Origin of the sequence: Nostoc sp. DedQUE12b (genome assembly GCF_034530835.1) — a bacterium.
Taxonomy (GTDB): domain Bacteria; phylum Cyanobacteriota; class Cyanobacteriia; order Cyanobacteriales; family Nostocaceae; genus Nostoc.
Genome location: NZ_JAVRCI010000050.1, coordinates 25,498 through 43,657, shown reverse-complemented (window position 1 = coordinate 43,657; position 18,160 = coordinate 25,498). Strand labels below are relative to the sequence as shown.

General features: G+C 41.7%; 13 protein-coding genes. 7 read left to right on the top strand and 6 right to left on the bottom strand.

Annotated elements, in window-relative coordinates:
* Positions 1-522: 522 nt before the first annotated feature.
* On the bottom strand, positions 523-846 hold the full coding sequence (locus tag RMY16_RS22230) for a hypothetical protein (RefSeq protein ID WP_322666897.1): 324 nt from the start codon (positions 844-846) through the stop codon (positions 523-525).
* Between the two features lie 740 nt (positions 847-1,586).
* On the opposite strand from RMY16_RS22230, the gene RMY16_RS22225 reads away from it, so the two are divergent.
* The 4 genes from RMY16_RS22225 (at position 1,587) to RMY16_RS22210 (ending at position 6,789) form a co-directional block, all read left to right on the top strand.
* Positions 1,587-1,715, top strand: a complete 129-nt coding sequence (locus RMY16_RS22225; protein WP_256091202.1) for a hypothetical protein — start codon at positions 1,587-1,589, stop codon at positions 1,713-1,715.
* Between the two features lie 658 nt (positions 1,716-2,373).
* A complete protein-coding gene (locus RMY16_RS22220; RefSeq protein ID WP_322738188.1) occupies positions 2,374-3,075 on the top strand; it encodes an acyltransferase in 702 nt (233 codons plus the stop codon).
* A 490-nt stretch (positions 3,076-3,565) separates the two neighbouring features.
* Entirely contained in the window at positions 3,566-3,682 is a 117-nt protein-coding gene (locus RMY16_RS22215) for a photosystem II reaction center protein I (protein WP_041566417.1), read from the top strand.
* A gap of 197 nt (positions 3,683-3,879) precedes the next feature.
* A complete protein-coding gene (locus RMY16_RS22210; protein WP_322738187.1) occupies positions 3,880-6,789 on the top strand; it encodes a DUF3769 domain-containing protein in 2,910 nt (969 codons plus the stop codon).
* Between the two features lie 8 nt (positions 6,790-6,797).
* On the opposite strand, the gene RMY16_RS22205 is transcribed toward RMY16_RS22210, so the two are convergent.
* Positions 6,798-7,079, bottom strand: coding sequence for a hypothetical protein (locus tag RMY16_RS22205; RefSeq protein ID WP_322738186.1), 282 nt, complete (start codon positions 7,077-7,079; stop codon positions 6,798-6,800).
* Between the two features lie 209 nt (positions 7,080-7,288).
* Positions 7,289-7,810, bottom strand: a complete 522-nt coding sequence (locus RMY16_RS22200) for an outer membrane beta-barrel protein (RefSeq protein WP_322738185.1) — start codon at positions 7,808-7,810, stop codon at positions 7,289-7,291.
* Between the two features lie 423 nt (positions 7,811-8,233).
* Between RMY16_RS22200 and RMY16_RS22195 the strand changes: the two genes are divergently transcribed.
* Entirely contained in the window at positions 8,234-8,923 is a 690-nt protein-coding gene (locus tag RMY16_RS22195; protein WP_322738184.1) for a class I SAM-dependent methyltransferase, read from the top strand.
* A gap of 500 nt (positions 8,924-9,423) precedes the next feature.
* Here the strand turns inward: RMY16_RS22195 and murJ are convergent, their stop codons facing one another.
* Positions 9,424-11,028, bottom strand: coding sequence for a murein biosynthesis integral membrane protein MurJ (gene murJ / locus RMY16_RS22190; RefSeq protein WP_322738183.1), 1,605 nt, complete (start codon positions 11,026-11,028; stop codon positions 9,424-9,426).
* 438 nt (positions 11,029-11,466) lie between these two features.
* Here murJ and RMY16_RS22185 point away from each other — a divergent pair, with 438 nt between their 5' ends.
* Positions 11,467-14,484: a GAF domain-containing protein gene (locus RMY16_RS22185; protein ID WP_322738182.1), complete on the top strand. Its 3,018-nt coding sequence runs from the start codon at positions 11,467-11,469 to the stop codon at positions 14,482-14,484.
* Between the two features lie 258 nt (positions 14,485-14,742).
* Here RMY16_RS22185 and RMY16_RS22180 read toward each other — a convergent pair whose 3' ends face one another.
* Positions 14,743-15,249: a pentapeptide repeat-containing protein gene (locus RMY16_RS22180; protein WP_322738181.1), complete on the bottom strand. Its 507-nt coding sequence runs from the start codon at positions 15,247-15,249 to the stop codon at positions 14,743-14,745.
* A 126-nt stretch (positions 15,250-15,375) separates the two neighbouring features.
* On the bottom strand, positions 15,376-16,896 hold the full coding sequence (locus RMY16_RS22175) for an LCP family protein (RefSeq protein ID WP_322738180.1): 1,521 nt from the start codon (positions 16,894-16,896) through the stop codon (positions 15,376-15,378).
* A 115-nt stretch (positions 16,897-17,011) separates the two neighbouring features.
* Between RMY16_RS22175 and RMY16_RS22170 the strand changes: the two genes are divergently transcribed.
* Positions 17,012-18,076: a mannose-1-phosphate guanylyltransferase gene (locus tag RMY16_RS22170; protein WP_322738179.1), complete on the top strand. Its 1,065-nt coding sequence runs from the start codon at positions 17,012-17,014 to the stop codon at positions 18,074-18,076.
* The last annotated feature ends 84 nt before the right edge of the window (positions 18,077-18,160 follow it).

Below are 18,160 nucleotides of genomic sequence, written 5' to 3'. Positions count from 1 at the left end.
AGATTTAATCATTTACTGGTATGTATCACTTAAAAAAATTTAGTTTTGAATAAATAATTTATATTTATTTTAGTATTGCTTCCGGGGATCAATTAGAGATTCTTGACTGAGGGTGAAAATTCCCCATACCTGGGTCTAGTAAAGTTAAAATTTTTAATTATTTTTTAATAAAACTGCCCTGTCAAAGAAGGCAGTCCAAATAAAACGAGTTTCAAAAGCCTTGCATGAAAATCTTCTCAAGACTGGGATTTTCACTCAGCACTCAGCACTTTCAAGTCAGGAGCAGAAGGGAAACCCCATAAATAATCGGATGAAAGCCTTACCAAGCAGTTAATCAAGAAAACCGATGCCTGCGGTGGTCACTGACTTGTACTGAGCGCAGTCGAAGTAGCTTTGTCGTACCCCTCCGGGGAAGCAAGCTACGCGCAGCGTTTTATAGAGAAGTGCGGACTACGCCTACACTAACTACTTGGTATGAAATATTTGCACTACACCAGGAAAATAACTTATAAACGTGTTATTTTATGCACCTAGTGAAGGCTGATCTTTAGTACTTTTTGTCATTGTCAGAGCTACAGCTGCTGCATAAGCGAGTTCCGCTGCCATTTGATAAGCAAGTTTGATACTTGATGAAGTGTCCTTGGCTTTAGGAGATGGGGAAGCTTTTTTTCGGCGCGACTCTTGTTTGACATCACCTGCTGCAATAGCTCGCTGTAAAATTATCCAGGCATCTAGGTCTTCTGAGTCATAATTCCCTTGAAGCTGCGATCGCAGTTGATCTTCGGCTACAACACTCAGATAGCCGATAGTTAGAGCTTCTTGTACAATTTCTTTAATTAAAGCCATAATTTGAACCAAGTGTGTGAGTTAAAACCGATACCTCAATTTGGAAAATTAGATGTTTTTTTGTGATTTATCCTCGAAACTAAGCTACTTTTAGCTTTCTTTTAATAAAATTTATAATAAGTAGTAACAAGTACGCATCACCCGCTTGGCTCACCCATTCGGGTGATTTATAAATTTTTAGATATCAGTAATAGGGAAGAGGAAAATTTTCAGCTACTTTAGCTTTTTAACGAAGAGGGTGTCACAAGTATAGTAGATATCATTCTGAGTTTAACGCCCAATTATAAAATAGTAACGGTAGAAATATAGACAAAAATGCTAATAACCACTTACAACATTTTTAAATTTCCGTCCTGAATGAATGCCATTTAAGTAGACCTCTTGCAAAAATATATTTTTGCACTCTTAGGGAAAAGGGAAAAGGTTAAAGGGAAAGGATTTTGAGTTTTTTTACCCTTTTCCCCCGCCCCTTACCCCCAGAGGGGGCCCCACCTTCCCCTTTACCCCGACAAATGCCAAGAAGTCTAGTGTATAAAAGTATTTCAGAGTAGCGATTGCTCTAGTAAAAAACTTAACTTACTTCTACCATTATCATCAACAATAAATCTGGAAATCAACTAAGTTGGTGAGAGTGTTCCACTAAAAATAAAATGTGCTATCGTTAAAAACAATTGTTATTAAAAACCATTCATGTCATTACAAACTTGAATTGGTTAGTCTGTAAATCATCCGTGTGCAACATGATTGGAGCAGCATACTCTAGAAATTCGTTGCAAGAAAGCCGTCATAGCAGTCGGGGAAGCGCTTACTTGTTTGCACCGATGGTTAACTTCAATGTGATGGCTGATGTGGGAGATAATCCACCTTAATTGGATTTTTTGGGCAAAAATACCCAGAAAAATCCAACAATAATTACATTGTCATGCTAGGCATAAAATTTATCTAAACTTTAAATATAGTCTAGTTAAATGTATTTTTTGTTGCAAAATAACTTTTGAAACGAAGTTGCTTCAAAAGAATAAAACCGCTTGAGAGGAAATAGCCTCAAGACAAACAACACTATCTCTATTTGCTTTAGGAGTGGTGTTAGCGGTAGCAAGCTTTTAAAATTTGCCAAAGAACAAAAACAGTAGTCTATCTAAACCAGCAAATTTTCCATCAGACAATTTAAAAGCCTGAGTTTTGACCCAGCAATGCACTAAATTGTTTTGTTAAGTGATTTTGTGAAAAATAAGCCAAACTTTTACGTGCATATAGTACAAAATCTGCTAACGAATTAACGTAATTGTGCATATTACTTGAGTAATTATACACACCTAGCCTCAAGAATTGCTCGCATAGTCAGAGCCAGACTATGGTTTTTCAAATGTTGAAAACCATCTAAAAATCTTAGGGAATTTTGGTGATCTTGATACCTTAGCTCATGTATTAATACACACAGAGCCTATTGGTATTGACAGAAGATTAGAATACAGCCAAAACAACTTCAACACTGTCAACAACAATTGATTAAAGAGATATGTAGCCATGCAGAACGAGCAATATTTTTCCAAATTGCAGCGCATGCAAGAACTTTTAGTAACTACAGTGTTAGGAGATATTCCAACACTTCTTCTCGGTCCAAAGTTGCGTAATTTAGGATACCGTAGTATTTTTAGCCAGATAGGCAGTCCAGTGTATATTCAAAATGGTGTTGAATTTAACGGTACTTCTTGTATTGAGATCGGCGCAGGAGTCTATATTTTCAAGGGTGTGCGGATGGATGCGAGAGGACACAAAAATAATAGAATTCATCTAGGAAATAGAGTCGCGATTGAGCGTAACGTTGATATAGGGTGTTTGGAAGATACGTATATACATATTGATGAAGACACTTTCATTGCTCCCAACGTGTGTATTGAGGGGCCAGGAGACATTAAAATTGGTAAACACTGCTTGATTGCCGCCCACTCAGGGATATATGCCAATAATCATAATTTTGCCGATCCGATGGAGCTAATTAAATTCCAAGGTGTTACTCGCAAGGGAATTGTGATTGAGGATGATTGTTGGCTAGGACATGGAGTAACAGTATTAGATGGCGTTACTATCGGCAAAGGCAGCGTTATTGGTGCGGGAGCAGTTGTTAATAGAGATATTCCTCCTTTTTCCGTTGCTGTCGGCATACCTGCACGAGTAATCAAAAACCGAACTGGCAAAGATATAGCCAAGCTTCAAGTTAAGACATAGGGCATTGGGAGTGCTGAGTGCTGAGTGCTGAGTTAAGAGTTAAGAGTTAAGAGTTAAGAGTTAAGAGTTAAGAGTTAAGAGTTAAGAGTTTTGTTTACCCCATTGTCTCCTTGTCCCCCTCATCCATCTCCCCTGCTTCCTTGTCTCCACCTTCCCTATTCCCCACTCAGTACTCAGCACTCAGCACTCCCGAAGGGTATGGGGAATAGTAACTATCCCCTGTAACCTGTTACCTTTTTTGGGAAACCTTTGCCATCAGTCAACGTCACAATGGTAAACGTCTCTGAGTTACTTTCTTAAGGGCATCTACAAGTCAGACAACTTACATCTTGTACGTTATTAATAACCGTAGGATAGGCATTGCTAGTCCTGAGCCCCCAGAGTCCTCTCAAAAAGGGACGAGATTTGGGTAATATAAAGTAGCTATCTTTTCTGCATTGCAGATACTGAAAGAAAAGCTTTCTTTGTTTTACCCGTTGGAGATATTTCTATGCTGACTTTAAAAATCGCTGTTTATATTGTTGTTGCCTTCTTCGTAACTATCTTCATCTTCGGATTTTTGTCGAACGATCCAGCTCGTAACCCCGGCCGTCGGGACTTAGAGTAAAAGGGCGATAAATCATCCGCGACTTTGGAAGGCGGAAAATACTAAACGCCACGGAAACTTACTAAGCGAAAATTTAGTAAGTTTCTTCCTCCAAGTAGCTTGCTGTAGGTAGCAGAAGGCGACAGTCGGAAGGCAAAATGTATGTTTAATCCTTCCCTTTGTCATTTGGCTGTTTGTTAGCCCGATTTTGCTCGCTTATGCTTCATCCAGTTCTGCCACCTAATCCGCCTCCTATCGTTGAATCTTTACAACCTGTAAATCCCGCCTCATCTGCTAGTCATACAAAGTTTCTTTCAGGTGTAGATACTGGAATACACAAAAAAACAGACGAATCCAAGCAGCCCAAGAATTTGGCTCAGTTGGCAATTTCGGGTAACACTAAGAGCGATCCTTTATTGTCAACTCCGATTAACTCAACTCAAGATGACTTGGTAGTTGCTAAAACTTCTTCTGTACCTCATTCACCAGAAGCCTTTCCACCAGAAAGTTCCCCACTCCCCAGTTCTGCAACTGCTGGGCTTTTGGGGCAGCCACTAGTTGTTGGTTATACCACGCAGGAGGTTAAAACCTCTAATGGCCAAGTTAAAGAATACACAAAGATAAGTCCGAGCGTCGAACCCCGCCACTCGGAAATTCTTCTGATGTCGGCACTGCGTAAACGGGAGATGCAAAGAGAAGCTGCGGCTTTGCAAAGAAAAGTTGGAGCAGAGGCTTTAGACCAAGACGCGAAAGATAAGCCTGCTCAAAAACTCGATCAGCGATGTCTGACGACAAGCCGCTTTGCGTCTACGCTAAATCCAAACTTTAATGGTGAAGCAAAATCAACCTTTTTGGACTCTTCTAGCTTTACCTATAAAGTTTCTCCAACTCCCCTTATGGGCCAATCTCCACGGCCTCTTCAAATTGCCCCAACTGTCACAAACAGCAACAAGTTAGGCAAATCCAAGGCAGAGATTTTAGCTGAGAAGTTAACCCAACAAAAACAGCAACGCGACCTTACTGCACAACAGTCTCTAAAAAAAGACAATATCTCTTTATCTGCTGCCGATCTAGCACCGAGTTCTCAATCAGTACAAAATTTTATAACATTCAAGTCTCGTCAGCCCACAAACCAACTCTCAGTACCGATCACTGTAGAATTTAAGTCCCAATTCCAGCAACAAACCCAAGTACCAACGCCTACACCACAAGTAAATACCACTCAGCCACAAACTCAACCATCTGGTACAACTGCGCCAGCTACCACACCGCCAGCCGGGCCAAGAACTGTAGAAGTCACTTCAGATCGGCAAGAGTATGACGAGAAACAGCGAATTATTACAGCTGTAGGTAATGTCATTGTGCGATTTGATGGAGCTGTGGTGGATGCTGATCGCTTACAAGTCAATTTGGACAACTTGATCGCTGCGGGGGAAGGCAACGTAACCTTAACACGGGGCGATCAGATACTGCGTGGACAACGCTTTACCTATAACTTCGTTCAAGATCGTGGGGAACTGGAAAATGGTAGAGGAGAAATTTACGTACCTTCAGCACAAACAGATTTTGCTTTTTCACCCACGGCTATAAGTGCTGGTGGAGTTTCAAAACGTCCGCCTAGCGATCGCATTAGAGCCAATCAGCCCGTTTCCGGTGTGAGTAGCCCTGGAGGAATTGATGTGACATTTGGTGGTCAAGCAGATGCTAGCAATATCCCGCCACAAAAAACAGGGGGTGCAGTCAATCGGCTCAGGTTTGAAGCTGAACAAATTGACTTTTATCCACAAGGCTGGCAAGCAAACAATGTCCGCATCACCAACGATCCTTTTTCGCCTCCTGAATTAGAATTACGCGCAGATAAAGTAACTTTGACGCGAGAATCACCCTTGGTAGACCGCATCAGGACACAGCGACAGCGTTTGGTCTTGGATCAAACAGTCTCCTTACCAATTCCCTTGAATGAGCGTACTATTGACCGTCGAGAGCGGGACGTTTCACCTGCAATAGTTTCTCCGGGCTACGATGCAGAAGATCGGGGTGGTTTGTACATTGAGCGTGGTTTTCCAGTAATCGATACAGAGCAGACACGCTGGACAATTACGCCCCAGTTATTAGTACAGAGAGGTGTGCAAGAAGGCGCGGGTGACTTAGGGGCACTGTTTGGTCTGAAGACCAAGATCAATTCTGCTTTGAGTCCACGGAGGATAATTCAGGGAACTGCGGAGTTAACTAGTTTTAACTTGAATGACGTGGAAGAAAATTTGCGAGTGAATTTAGGATTGCGCCAGACATTAGGCACTTCCCTTCCCCACACATTGAATGTGCAATATAACTACCGCGATCGTCTCTATAACGGTACTTTGGGTTTTCAAACTGTCCAGAGCAGTTTTGGCGGGATTATTACCTCTCCTGTGATTCCTTTAGGAAAAAGTGGCATCAACCTCAACTACCAGGCAAGTGCCCAGTATATTGATGCCAACACCGATCGCCTAGACTTGCTAGAACCAGTGCGGGAAAACAATCGCATTTCACTTGGTCGTTTACAAGCCAGTGCGACTCTCAGTAGAGGGCTGTTACTGTGGCAAGGAAAACCATTACCACCCACTGCCACTGAGGGATTGCGATACACGGCTAACCCTGTAGTTCCTTACTTGCAAACGTTCGCTAGCCTTACAGGCACTACCAGTTCTTATACCAATGGTGATAACCAAAGCACTCTAACTGGTACAATTGGATTACAAGGACAAATTGGTCATTTTTCTCGACCTTTTTTCGACTATACCGCCTTTAATGTCAGTTTCTCTCAAGGCTTAAATAGCGGATTATCACCCTTTTTGTTTGACCGCTCCGTTGATAACAAAGTGTTGACCGCTGGAATATCACAGCAAATCTATGGCCCTGTTCGCTTAGGCTTTCAAACATCTGTGAACTTGGATACTGGTAGAGAAAGTAGCACTGACTACATTTTGGAATATAGCCGTCGCACCTATGGCATCACCTTGCGTTACAATCCGGTGTTGGAGTTAGGCGGCATCAGCTTCCGAATTAGTGATTTTAATTGGGGTGGTGGCACCGATCCATTTTCGGAAGTTAAACCAGTAGTGAACGGCGTACAACAGGATTATTAGTTTAAGGATTAGGGACGACTCGACAGGCGATCGATCTCACAATTAGTTAATGCCGAGCCAGGTATTCTCAAGCTGGCATAGTCGCCGCTTAGTTGAACGCTTGATGGTGGTTGATGTAGGGTTACACAGCATCTATGAACTGCGGCTTGGTATTCTCGCCATTGCCTACGGATTGCAATACTTGCAGCATCGTTACCTAAGTCGGAAAATCTTAGCCCCGCTCGCATCAGCCAAGATTCTACGTCAGTTGTTTCACCAACTATTTCTGAAATGGGATTAATCTTTTTCATGAGTAATATCTTATACGTGTATTCTCAATTACTCATTTCACTTTAAAAGAAAGTATCAATACTAGCCAATATCATTTTTTATCAAAATCATCAATAAAAATTATTCATACCTGAATAGAATACTCAGGTATGAAAGAAGGAATTACTATTACGGCTGGTAAACAGCATTGCTTTAGCTTGTGAATAGGCCGTTTTCTAGCTCGTAATTACTAGAAGCGATAGCCTAATCCAGCTTGGAAGCTGACAGCATCAGCATCACTATTTCTGTAGGCGTCAATACCCCATTTAGTATCGCCGTAGGCAATGACATTTTTGCTAACTTCTGATTCAATGCCAAGGGTGACTACAGGTGAATTCTGATTGCCCAATGGAGTTTTTTGACCTTCGTCAGTTACAAAGGAATAACCACCACCGAAGTAAACGTTAGTATTTTTGGCGATGGGCGCATCATAAGTCACTATGGGCATAATTGCAGCAGCATCACCACCATACAACACAGAACCTCGCAGTGAAACAGGGGCATTGGGTACAGCGTATCGTCCTTGAATATTACCACCAATTTGTGCTTCATCGTTTCCTTGTCCGCCACTGGTTGCACCAACAGCAACACCAGCACCGATGTAGTTACCGTTAGTACCGTTAGTAACTGCCGTTTGAGCAGATGCAACGCCAGCTGAGAGGATAATGGAAGCAACAGCAAGTGCAGAGGCAGCTAATTTTGTAAGTTTCATAGAATTCTTCTCACTAGAGTTAGTAAAATCAATGTTCTCTAGTACTAGAATCTCTTTTTTTACAAAATGTAACCTCACGCACCTGGTTCACCCAAGCGGCTGAATTATTTCTCACCCACCTGGGTGTAACAACTGAAATATTTAAAACTCTTAAAATCGAGTAGTGGGTGCGATCGCGCTTTTACCCCTGCCTTATCCCAAGGATAATTATTTACGCTGACCTACTTAAGCATCTCCAACAGAATGGAACTAGCCTGATTGACTGACAGGATCTCCTGAACTCAGATGCTGTAGATAAATTTCCCGCTTAAATTGATTGAGCCACTGCCCTTAGGATAATACTTGATCTGCTGCTATTGAGTCAGCAGAACTTTTAGCTGTAAAATTTATCTAGAGTTGATGAGAGTAGATGATAAGCTGGCAATGACCAATCAAATTCTGCAAGAACAAATTGCCTACTATCGTGCTAGAGCCAACGAATACGATCAGTGGTTTTATCGCCTTGGTCGTTACGATCGCGGTGAGGAACTAAACCAGCGTTGGTTTAAAGAAGTTGATATTATCAAACAGGATTTACAACAAATTGTCCAAGCTGAAGAAATCTTAGAATTAGCCTGTGGAACCGGAATTTGGACACAAGAGCTTTTAAAAATTGGACAGAAAATTACTGCAATTGATGCCTCCGAAGAAGTAATTGAAATTAATCGCAGTAAATTAAATTCACAAAAAGTAGAATATCACCAAATTGATTTATTTGCCTGGGAACCGCACACTGAATATGATTTAGTATTTTTTTCTTTCTGGTTATCTCATGTGCCGCCAGAATTACTGAAACCGTTTTTGCTAAAAGTTTATAAATCTGTGCGTGTCGGTGGGCAAGTATTTATTGTTGACTCGCGCTTTGAACCCACATCTACAGCTAATAACCATATTCTGAATGATGATAGCAGTATCTACAAAAGCCGGAAGTTAAATGATGGGCAAGAATTTAAAATAGTGAAAGTTTTTTATCAGCAAGATGAACTGCAAAAGCATCTGATACAAGTTGGTTTTAAAACCGATGTAAAAGTGACAGACCATTATTTTATCTATGCTAATAATAGGAAGTTTTAGAATTAACTTGTAATGCTGGACACTCATCTAATGGTTGCTTAAGTGACGATGGTTAAGAATAAAATCTTAATCATTTTTATTTTTTATAACGACTATAGTCTATTTTAAACTTCTGAAAAAAGTCATCAAAACTTTGCCTATATTTAAAATCATTAATCGAGAAGAAATGTTAATATCCTTAAACCAGATTAAGCAGTCAGCATAATAAAAATATAAACTGATAATAATTAATTTTATTATCAGTTTATATAAAATGGGCAAGTACTGTGTTTGTTAACGAAGAAAAAATTTGATTAAGGACGCATTAGGCTTAATTTTCACTTATCCAAAGTCCAATCCCTTTATCAAGCAAAAAATACGCTTTTGGCAGCGGGGGGTAGTTATACACCCACCCAAAATATTTCTATTCCTAACTTTGTAGCAACAGGCTATGTCTACGACGGGCAGCGCCGACGCTATCTATATATCTCGATATTTCTTAACATTGGCTAGAGCGATCGTTATTTCTTCAAAAAGCGCTGACGTAGACGAGATACAAAAATATTCACCTCTGGTATTTTCAGCCATGAAGCGATCGCAGCAAACACCGCAATTCCCACGAAGCCAGATATACACAATTGCAACAGCAGAACCAGTAAACCCGTTCTACCTAAGAATTGTTGAGAAGCAACCAAAGTCCCATAGCTGGCTACCCCAGCTACCACGCTACCAGCAGTCAAACCCAAAATCGGCAGACTCCACTCACGCCAAGGTAAACCATTGAGTTTGCGATCAAGCAACCATAACAGCATCAACAGGGAACTGCAATTTACACCCACTGTTGCTAACACCAAACCGGGAGCACCAAAAGGCCCAACTAAAATCCAATCGAGCGCAGCATTGAGAAAGATATTAAAAGTACTGATGCGAAAAGGTGTCTGCCCATCACCCAAGGCATAAAATACCCGCACCAAGACATCACGCCCCAAATAAGCAAACATCCCAATCCCGTAAACGATTAGCAACTCGGAAACTAGCTGTGTAGCATCTTGCTTGAAAGCACCCCGCTCATACACTACCTGAACAATGGGTACAGATAAGACTACCATCAATGCTCCTAGAGGTAGCATGGTGACAGCACTAAGTAGGAGTCCCTGACGAATACGCAATTTGAGATCGTTCCAATTTTCTGGTTCGGCAAGTTTGGCAAATATCGGTAACAGAGGCAGCAAAATTATATTAGAAATAATCCCTAAAGGAGTTTGCACTAGCAAATTGGCATAGTTAAAGCCAGCAGCAGCACCAGGGATGGGACTGGCGAAGTAAAGCACAGTAGCAAAGTTAATTGGCATCATCCCGGAAGAAATTGTTGCCGGAGTCATGATTCTAATCACTTCTTGAACACCGGGGGATTTAAAATCAAACCGCAGGCGTAACGTACCTAATCCTAACCGCCACTGAACAATTAGCTGCACCAGCCATTGGAGAATTGCCCCTGCCAAGGTTCCCCAGGCTAATACCATACCACCGATTAAAGCGTATTCTGGCTTGATAATGTCCTTGCCCACTTGCATGGTCATCAACCCAATGCCGATAATAACGGTAATGCTAGATAATAGAGGGCTAATAGAGAGTAACCAATATTGATTTGCTGCATTAAGAGTACCGAAGCCAATGCCAATTAATCCTGAAAATAAAGCCATCGGTGCCATAATGCGGAGTTGTTGAATGGCGATCGCTCTGGTTGTTTCTTCCAAACCATGACCAACTAAATCAACGATCGCATCCGCAAAGAAAACTTGAGCAAATGTCACCAGCAACAGTACTCCACCTACCAACGTTGTCACGGTTTCTACTAGGGGAGCCGCTTCTTCTCGGCGACGCTTGGCTAAAACGCTGACGATCGCACTGTGTAATGGCCCATTTACGCCACCGAGTAAGATCAATAAAAAGCCAGGGATAACATAGGCATAACTATAGGCAGTGGCAGCAGCACCAACACCAAATGCGGCAGCGATCGCTTGCTGCCGCACTAAACCGAAGACTTTACTAATTAATGTGGCTGCGGCAACAATGCCAGCAATTCCAACGAAAGAACGAGAGGGTTTTTGATCTTGTTGTGTCACGAATAATACCCGACAACTCTTGCAGAGTGCATACTTTAAAACATTTAACCTGAAATACCGCAGTCTGTCAGGTAAATTTTGACAAATTAGTAATTTTAAATGCCTACGCTAAGGGCAAAGGCAAAGCGATACCTACGCCCAGAATTAAATTCCTGAGATTGCTATGATACAGCGAACGCGATTCAAAAGTGGTCAGATCGCTTTTCTGATTTGTCCCTGCAATACTAACTTAGTCGCCTCCTTTGTTGTGTACAAGCCAAAACTATTTTTTAACTCATTACGAGGATAGATCGAGAAAGGGGAACTATAACAATAACCATCTTCTGGGAAATTGTTGAACACTGTAAAAGTTTGCAGTTTGTCATACTTTTGACACCCTTCAAGCCTGTGAAGTTTGGTATGAGGAACCCTTGTATAAAAACGAAATAATCCAGAGCAATGGAACCCAATTCAAATTTCACGGAAAATCAACTTCTCTTGTCCAGCGCTCAACTTCAAGAGCAACTAGAGCAACAAAAGGCTTTGGCAAGTGTAATTGTCCGAATTCGGGAGTCTCTTGACTTAGAAACAATTTTTCAAACTACCGTTACACAAGTGCGTCAGTTGCTAAATGCTGACCGAGTAGCAGTCTTCCAGTTCGACCGCGAACAAAGCTGGGAGGGAGAATTTGTTTCTGAAGATGTTGCCATTGGCTGGGACTCAGCAATGGCAGTAAAAGTTTACGACCATTGCTTTGGAGAACAATTTGCTGCCAGTTATCAACAAGGTAGAGCGCAAGCAGTAGCAGATATTTACAAGGCGGGACTGAGTGATTGCCATGTGGCAATTTTGAGTAAATTTCAGGTACAGGCCAACCTTGTTGTCCCTCTATCGCGCCAGAAGGAACTGTGGGGATTGCTTTGCATTCATCAGTGCAGTGAGGCTCGTGACTGGAAAGAATCGGAAATTGAGTTTATTCGTCAAATTGCTGACCATCTTGTGGTTGCGATTCAACAAGCAAAGCATCTCCATGAAGTCCAATTGCAAGCTGCAAAATTGGCTCAAGCAGTTCAGCGCGACCAAGTAATAGCTAAAATTGTCGATGAAATTCGCTCACCCCTTGATATTGAAACTATCTTTAAAACCACAACTCAAGAAATACGTAAGCTGTTGCAAGCTGACCGAGTTGCCATCTTTAGCTTCAATCCCGATTGGAGTGGTGACTTTGTTGCGGAATCATTTGCTGAAGGTTGGGCTCCTTTAGTTGGGGTTCAGGCTGCGATCGCTGATAGTTATTTACAACAGACGCAAGGCGGGCGTTACGTTAACAACCAGACTTTTATAGTTAATGATATTTACCAAGCCGAATTAACAAACTGTCATGTAACTCTGTTGGAACAATTTCAGGCAAAAGCCTTTGCTACTGCCCCGATTCTCCAAGGAGATCAACTTTGGGGAATCATCGCTGCCTATCAAAATGCCTCACCCAGAGAGTGGCAATCTTATGAAGTCGAATCACTGACCAAAATCGGCACACAAATTGGTGTAGCAGTGCGACACCATAAGTTGCTGGCATACGCTCAGTACCAAGCAGAGCAACAAAAAACATTAACTAGCGTGATTACTCGGATTAGGGAGTCCCTAGATTTAGATACAATTTTCCAAACTACTGTCACTGAGGCACGGCAAATGCTGCAAGCAGATAGAGTAGCAGTTTTTCGTTTTGACCCGCAAAAAGATTGGGAAGGAGAATTTATTTCTGAAGATTTTGTGCCTGAGTGTAACTCGGTAATGGCAGAAAAAGTTTATGACTATTGTTTCGGAGAAAACTTTGCACCCCTTTACGCCCAAGGTCGAGTAAATGCGATCGCTGATATTTATCAAGGAAAGTTTCCCGGTTGCTACATCCAAATTCTAGAAAAGTTTCAAGTGCGGGCAAATCTGGTCGCACCTCTATTAAAAAAAGGTGAACTTTGGGGATTGCTATGTATTCACCAATGTAACGCTCCTCGTCACTGGCAAGACTCTGAAATTGAATTTACTAGTCAAATAGCCGAGCAATTAGGAGTCGCATTAAAACAGGATTCTTATTTAAAACAAGTTCAAATGCAGGTTGTCCAGTTAGCAGAAGCTACTGAACGGGAGAAAGCAATGGAACGGCAAGAATTACTGGCTGCAACTATTGATAAAATTCGCCAGTCACTTGATATTAAAACTATTTTTAAAACCACTACTCAAGCTGTGCGAGAGTTGCTTGAAGTTGAGCGAGTTGCAATTTACCGATTCAACTCAGATTGGAGTGGTAAATTTGTGGCAGATTCCTTTAAAGATGGTTGGAAGCCTGTTGCTCAAGCCCAACCAATGATTGTCGAAACCTTTGAGGACACAGACGACGATAACGAACTTCCGCGTAACGAAACCTTTGTTCCGATTCGGGAAGGTGAAAAATTATGGGGATTATTAGTTGCTTATCAAAATTCGCAACCGCGTTATTGGAAAGAAGAGGAAATTAATTTACTGGCTCAAGTCGGGGTGCAATTGGGGATTGCAATTCAGCAAGCAGAATTACTCGAACAAACTAAACGTCAAACCTTAGAACTTACTCAAACTCTGCAAGAATTGAAACAAACTCAGACTCGGTTAATTCAAGGTGAAAAAATGGCAGGTTTAGGACAACTACTTGCTGGAGTTGCCCATGAAATAAATAATCCTATTAGTTTTATTTTTGGCAATCTTATCCATTTAAATGAATATACTCAAGAACTGCTAAAGGTAGTGAAACTTTACCGTCAAAACTCCTCAATCTTGCCAACTATCCAAGAGAAAATCGACAAGAGTGATTTGGACTTTCTCATTGAAGATTTACCGAAAACCCTTGAGTCAATGAAAGTAGGAACAGAGCGCATTTGTGATATTGTGCTATCACTGCGAAACTTCTCTCGTACAGATGAAGCTGAATTGAAGCCAGTAGATATTCATGAAGGCTTGGATAGTACTTTGCTAATTTTAGGGCATCGCCTTAAAAATAATAACGATCGCCCAGCAATTGAGATTATTAAACAATATGATAATTTACCTTTGCTCGAATGCTATCCCGCGCAATTAAATCAAGTTTTTATGAATCTTTTGAGTAACAGTATTGATGCATTAGAGGAAAAATTTAACACTATACAGCAAAGGTATTTGAAATTATTACAAACGTGTCCGAGAATACCCTTGACTATCTGGATTAATACGCAAGCCATTAATAACCAGGTTGTAATTAGAATAGCTGATAATGGTCTTGGGATTCCAGAAGAAGTGCGATCGCATATATTTGATCCCTTCTTCACTACCAAAGCACCAGGTAAAGGTACGGGGTTAGGATTGTCTATTAGCCATCAAATAGTAGTTGAGAAACATCATGGTCAGATGAAATGTTCTTCTAAACCAGGAGAAGGAACAGAATTTTTAATTGAAATTCCAACTGGTAATTAGAGGCGGTTGATTTTTGACAATTTTCAGTCAATCTTAAAGGGGAACCAAGATAAAAAGAGGTTGCCTCCATTGCGTTATGCCATTAACTAATCCACCAACGCCTGAATCAATATAATTTTATTTATAGTTTAGGGCGTTTTTTGGGATGCGATCGCAGAGTTGATGTTGATAAAGTAGCAGATTTGGTAGAAACAAAGAAGTTTGATTTTCCATTTTTCGCAAAAATGTCTCCGTTTTGAAGCTCAATGCGGAGATTCTTTACCTACAACCCAAACTATCTCGCGTTGACATACCCGTAACTGGATTTACGCCATCGGCTCTTTCACACAGCAGTGACACTTGATAGCGGTCAATTAAAGCATCGGTAAAATCAGCACCAGTGACATCAGCATCGTAAAAGCGGCTGCGGGTCAAAGTTGCTTCAGTAAAGATGGCATTTTTCAGGTTAGCACCATCCATAGTGGCGCGATCAACTAAAGCGCCGCTCAAGTTCGCAGCTTCCAAATTTGCCTTTAATAAAACTCCTTTAGTGAGAATTGAGTTGGTTAAATTTGCTCCTTGAAAATTTGTCCCCCGCATTTCTGCTGCTACAAAAGTTACACCTGCCAAATCAGCATGAGAAAAGTCACGATTTTCTAAATTTATATTGTTGTAATTAATTGTGTTTATCTGAGCAAAAGCCGGCTTAGGATTAAGTATTATCCACCCAAAGGCTAGTAGCAAAATTACAATCAAACCCAAAACGCGCAGTAAAATCTTTTTCATAACTTTATTATTTTTCAGTAGTCCTTTGTCATTAGTTCTATCTTACAAAGTTCTGAGCGGAGGTTTCCTCCGCTCAGATTTTGCGCTTTGTCATTTAACCAATGACTAATGACTAATGACTCTTAGCTATTTCCAATCTTTCCCAATGCGAATTGTCAGGTCGGATTCTAAATCACCAATAGCAGACACCTCGATTTGACCCAAGCCTAAGACTTTTTGCAAATCAGCCCCAACTCGTCGGTTGCCTTTTTGGACAATAATCTGAGTTTGACGTTGGGTATCTGGCCAATCAGGCACTTTGTAAATATTATTAAAGCCTTTCTGTTTAAGATAAGCAATAACTTTTTCAGTTAGCTGAGGTTGATTAGAAGCATTTTGAATAGCAATTTTGAGGTTAGGAACCTGACGCATATCTGGTTTTAGACCAGGTACATTTACCCCAACATAATCATTCAACAGGCTCTGTTGTCCAGTCATATTTAGCCAATAGCTATCAGGGTCTTTGCTAAAACGGCTAAAGGTACCAGGCAACACAGTCATTTGGAAATTATCCCGATCTAGGTTGAGTCCGAAATTGACCAACGCCATCATTTCTTCCATCTTCAGGTTGGTATCAAAATATTTTCGCATTAGGCGAGTCAATTGAGGCAACCTGGGTAAGATGGTGGGACTATTTAAGCGTTGCAGCAGGGCAGCTGTTAGTGCTTGCTGACGCTGCACTCTCGGTAAATCTCCCAAACCTGGTTCGCGGAATCGGGCAAACTGTTCTGCTTGTTCGCCATTAAGGGTTTGCCAGCCACTGACTAAATTAATCGACAGCCGACTGCTGGAGTCTTTATATTCCATTGATTGGGGAACAAAGACTTCTACTCCGCCTAACTGATCGACTAACTGCCGTAAGCCGCTGGTAGAAATACGGATGTAACGATCGATTGGGGCATTATTTAAGGTACGGCTAACTACCCGTGCTGCTAAGACTGGGCCGCCTTTGGCATTGGCATCAGATACCTTAGTTAATCCCTTTTCTCCCTTTTCGGGGATGGCGATCATTGTATCTCTGGGAATGGAAAGTACTCTTACAGATTTTTCACTAGGGTTAAGTCGTACCAGCAGCATGGAGTCGCTTTTGCCTGCAAAGCTTTCTGGTGAGCCATCAACGGTACCGCTAACTGGTTCAATCCCCATGATTAAAATATTCATCGGACGTGAAAGCTTGTACTGGGAGAGTTTGCCCCATAACTCCCCTGGTAATGGGATTTTTACTTCGTCTTTAGCAGCAGTTCCTAAATCGTCATCTGTTCGATCTAGATTGCTCCATAAAGGAGTCCACAGCGCTAACGTTGACACCAGCAGCCCAGATAAGATGATGCCAATGACAACCGTCATAAACCATAACAGCCATCGAGGCATGGTTAAGCCCAGTCTCTCAGAAAGCTGATTGGGAAACGCGCCCACAGATTCGATGACGCTACGGTTCGGATTCGCTGGCTGGTTTTGTTCGACCAGTTCCTCCTCTGAGTCGGCTACTGGTGCTGGCGTTGCTTGATTTTCTGTCCGTTGAAGTTGCGACGATCGCACGTCACTTTCAAACTCTACTACTTGCTGAGACGTAACCGGATTTTCCGACCATTCGACTTGTTTTATCACAATTATCTCCCCACTCAACCACTCCCTAAAAGTATGTTAATCCAAGCTACAAATATTGCCAGTGGAAAAGCTCACTGTAAACTTGTAATGTTCTTCGGTAGGCGTGTATGACAACATGAATACTTTATTGTTCCCCGTAATCCTAGCTGGTGGTAAAGGTGAACGTTTTTGGCCCCTAAGCCGCAAAGACCGACCCAAGCAATTTTTAAGTCTTGATGGTAGCTCTAGAAGTCTATTACAAGCAACCGCCGATCGATTGATTGAACTCGGTCGCGGGTGGGATTCCCTGTGGGTCATCACTTCTAGTCAGATAGCTGAAGGCGTAAGACAACAACTACCCGATCTACCAGTTGAAAACTTACTGATTGAGTCGGAAGGCAGAGACACAGCCGCCGCCGTTGCTTGGACAAGTTTAGAAATCAAACAGCGCTATGGTGAAGACGCTGTGATTGGCTTTTTCCCTGCTGACCACTGGATTGCTGACCAAGAGGCGTTTGCACGCACATTAAATGCAGCTACGCAACTGGCAACAAGCACAGCAGCGATTGTTACACTGGGGATCAAGCCTACTTTTCCATCAACCGGTTACGGCTACATTGAACAAGGTGAAAAAATAGGTAGCTTTAATGAGTTGCCAGCTTATCACGTGAACCGCTTTACTGAAAAGCCCGACCGAGAAACGGCAGAGACTTTTTTATCTACGGGACGTTTTAGCTGGAATAGTGGAATGTTCGTTTTTCGGGCGGGGGTTGTTCTCAAGGAACTACATACCCATGCTCCAGAAATTATCGAACCTTTAGAACAACATGGTCCTGATATCTATCCCCAGTTGCCTAAGAAGAGTATAGACTATGCGTTAATGGAAAAGACAACTCTAGCATACGTTTTGCCAGTTGATTTTGGTTGGGATGATTTAGGAGATTGGAATGCGATCGAACGTTTACTGAAAACGGAAGATACTCCAAACGTGGAACTCGCTACTCACGTAGGTTTAGATACGCAAGGGGCGATTATTTACGCCTCAAATCCAGAAGATGTAGTTGTTACTATTGGTTTAGACGATGTGGTGATTGTGCGCGATCGCAATGTCACCCTCGTTGTCAAAAAAGAACGTACCCAGGAAATCAAGCAGATCCTTAAAATTCTCCAGAGTGATTCCCGATTTACTGACCTGCTATAAAAGTTAGAACCCTTGGCAGAGGCGAAAAAGTCTATTTTCACATTATAACTTGACTGTCTATTATTTTATCTGACAGTTATGGAC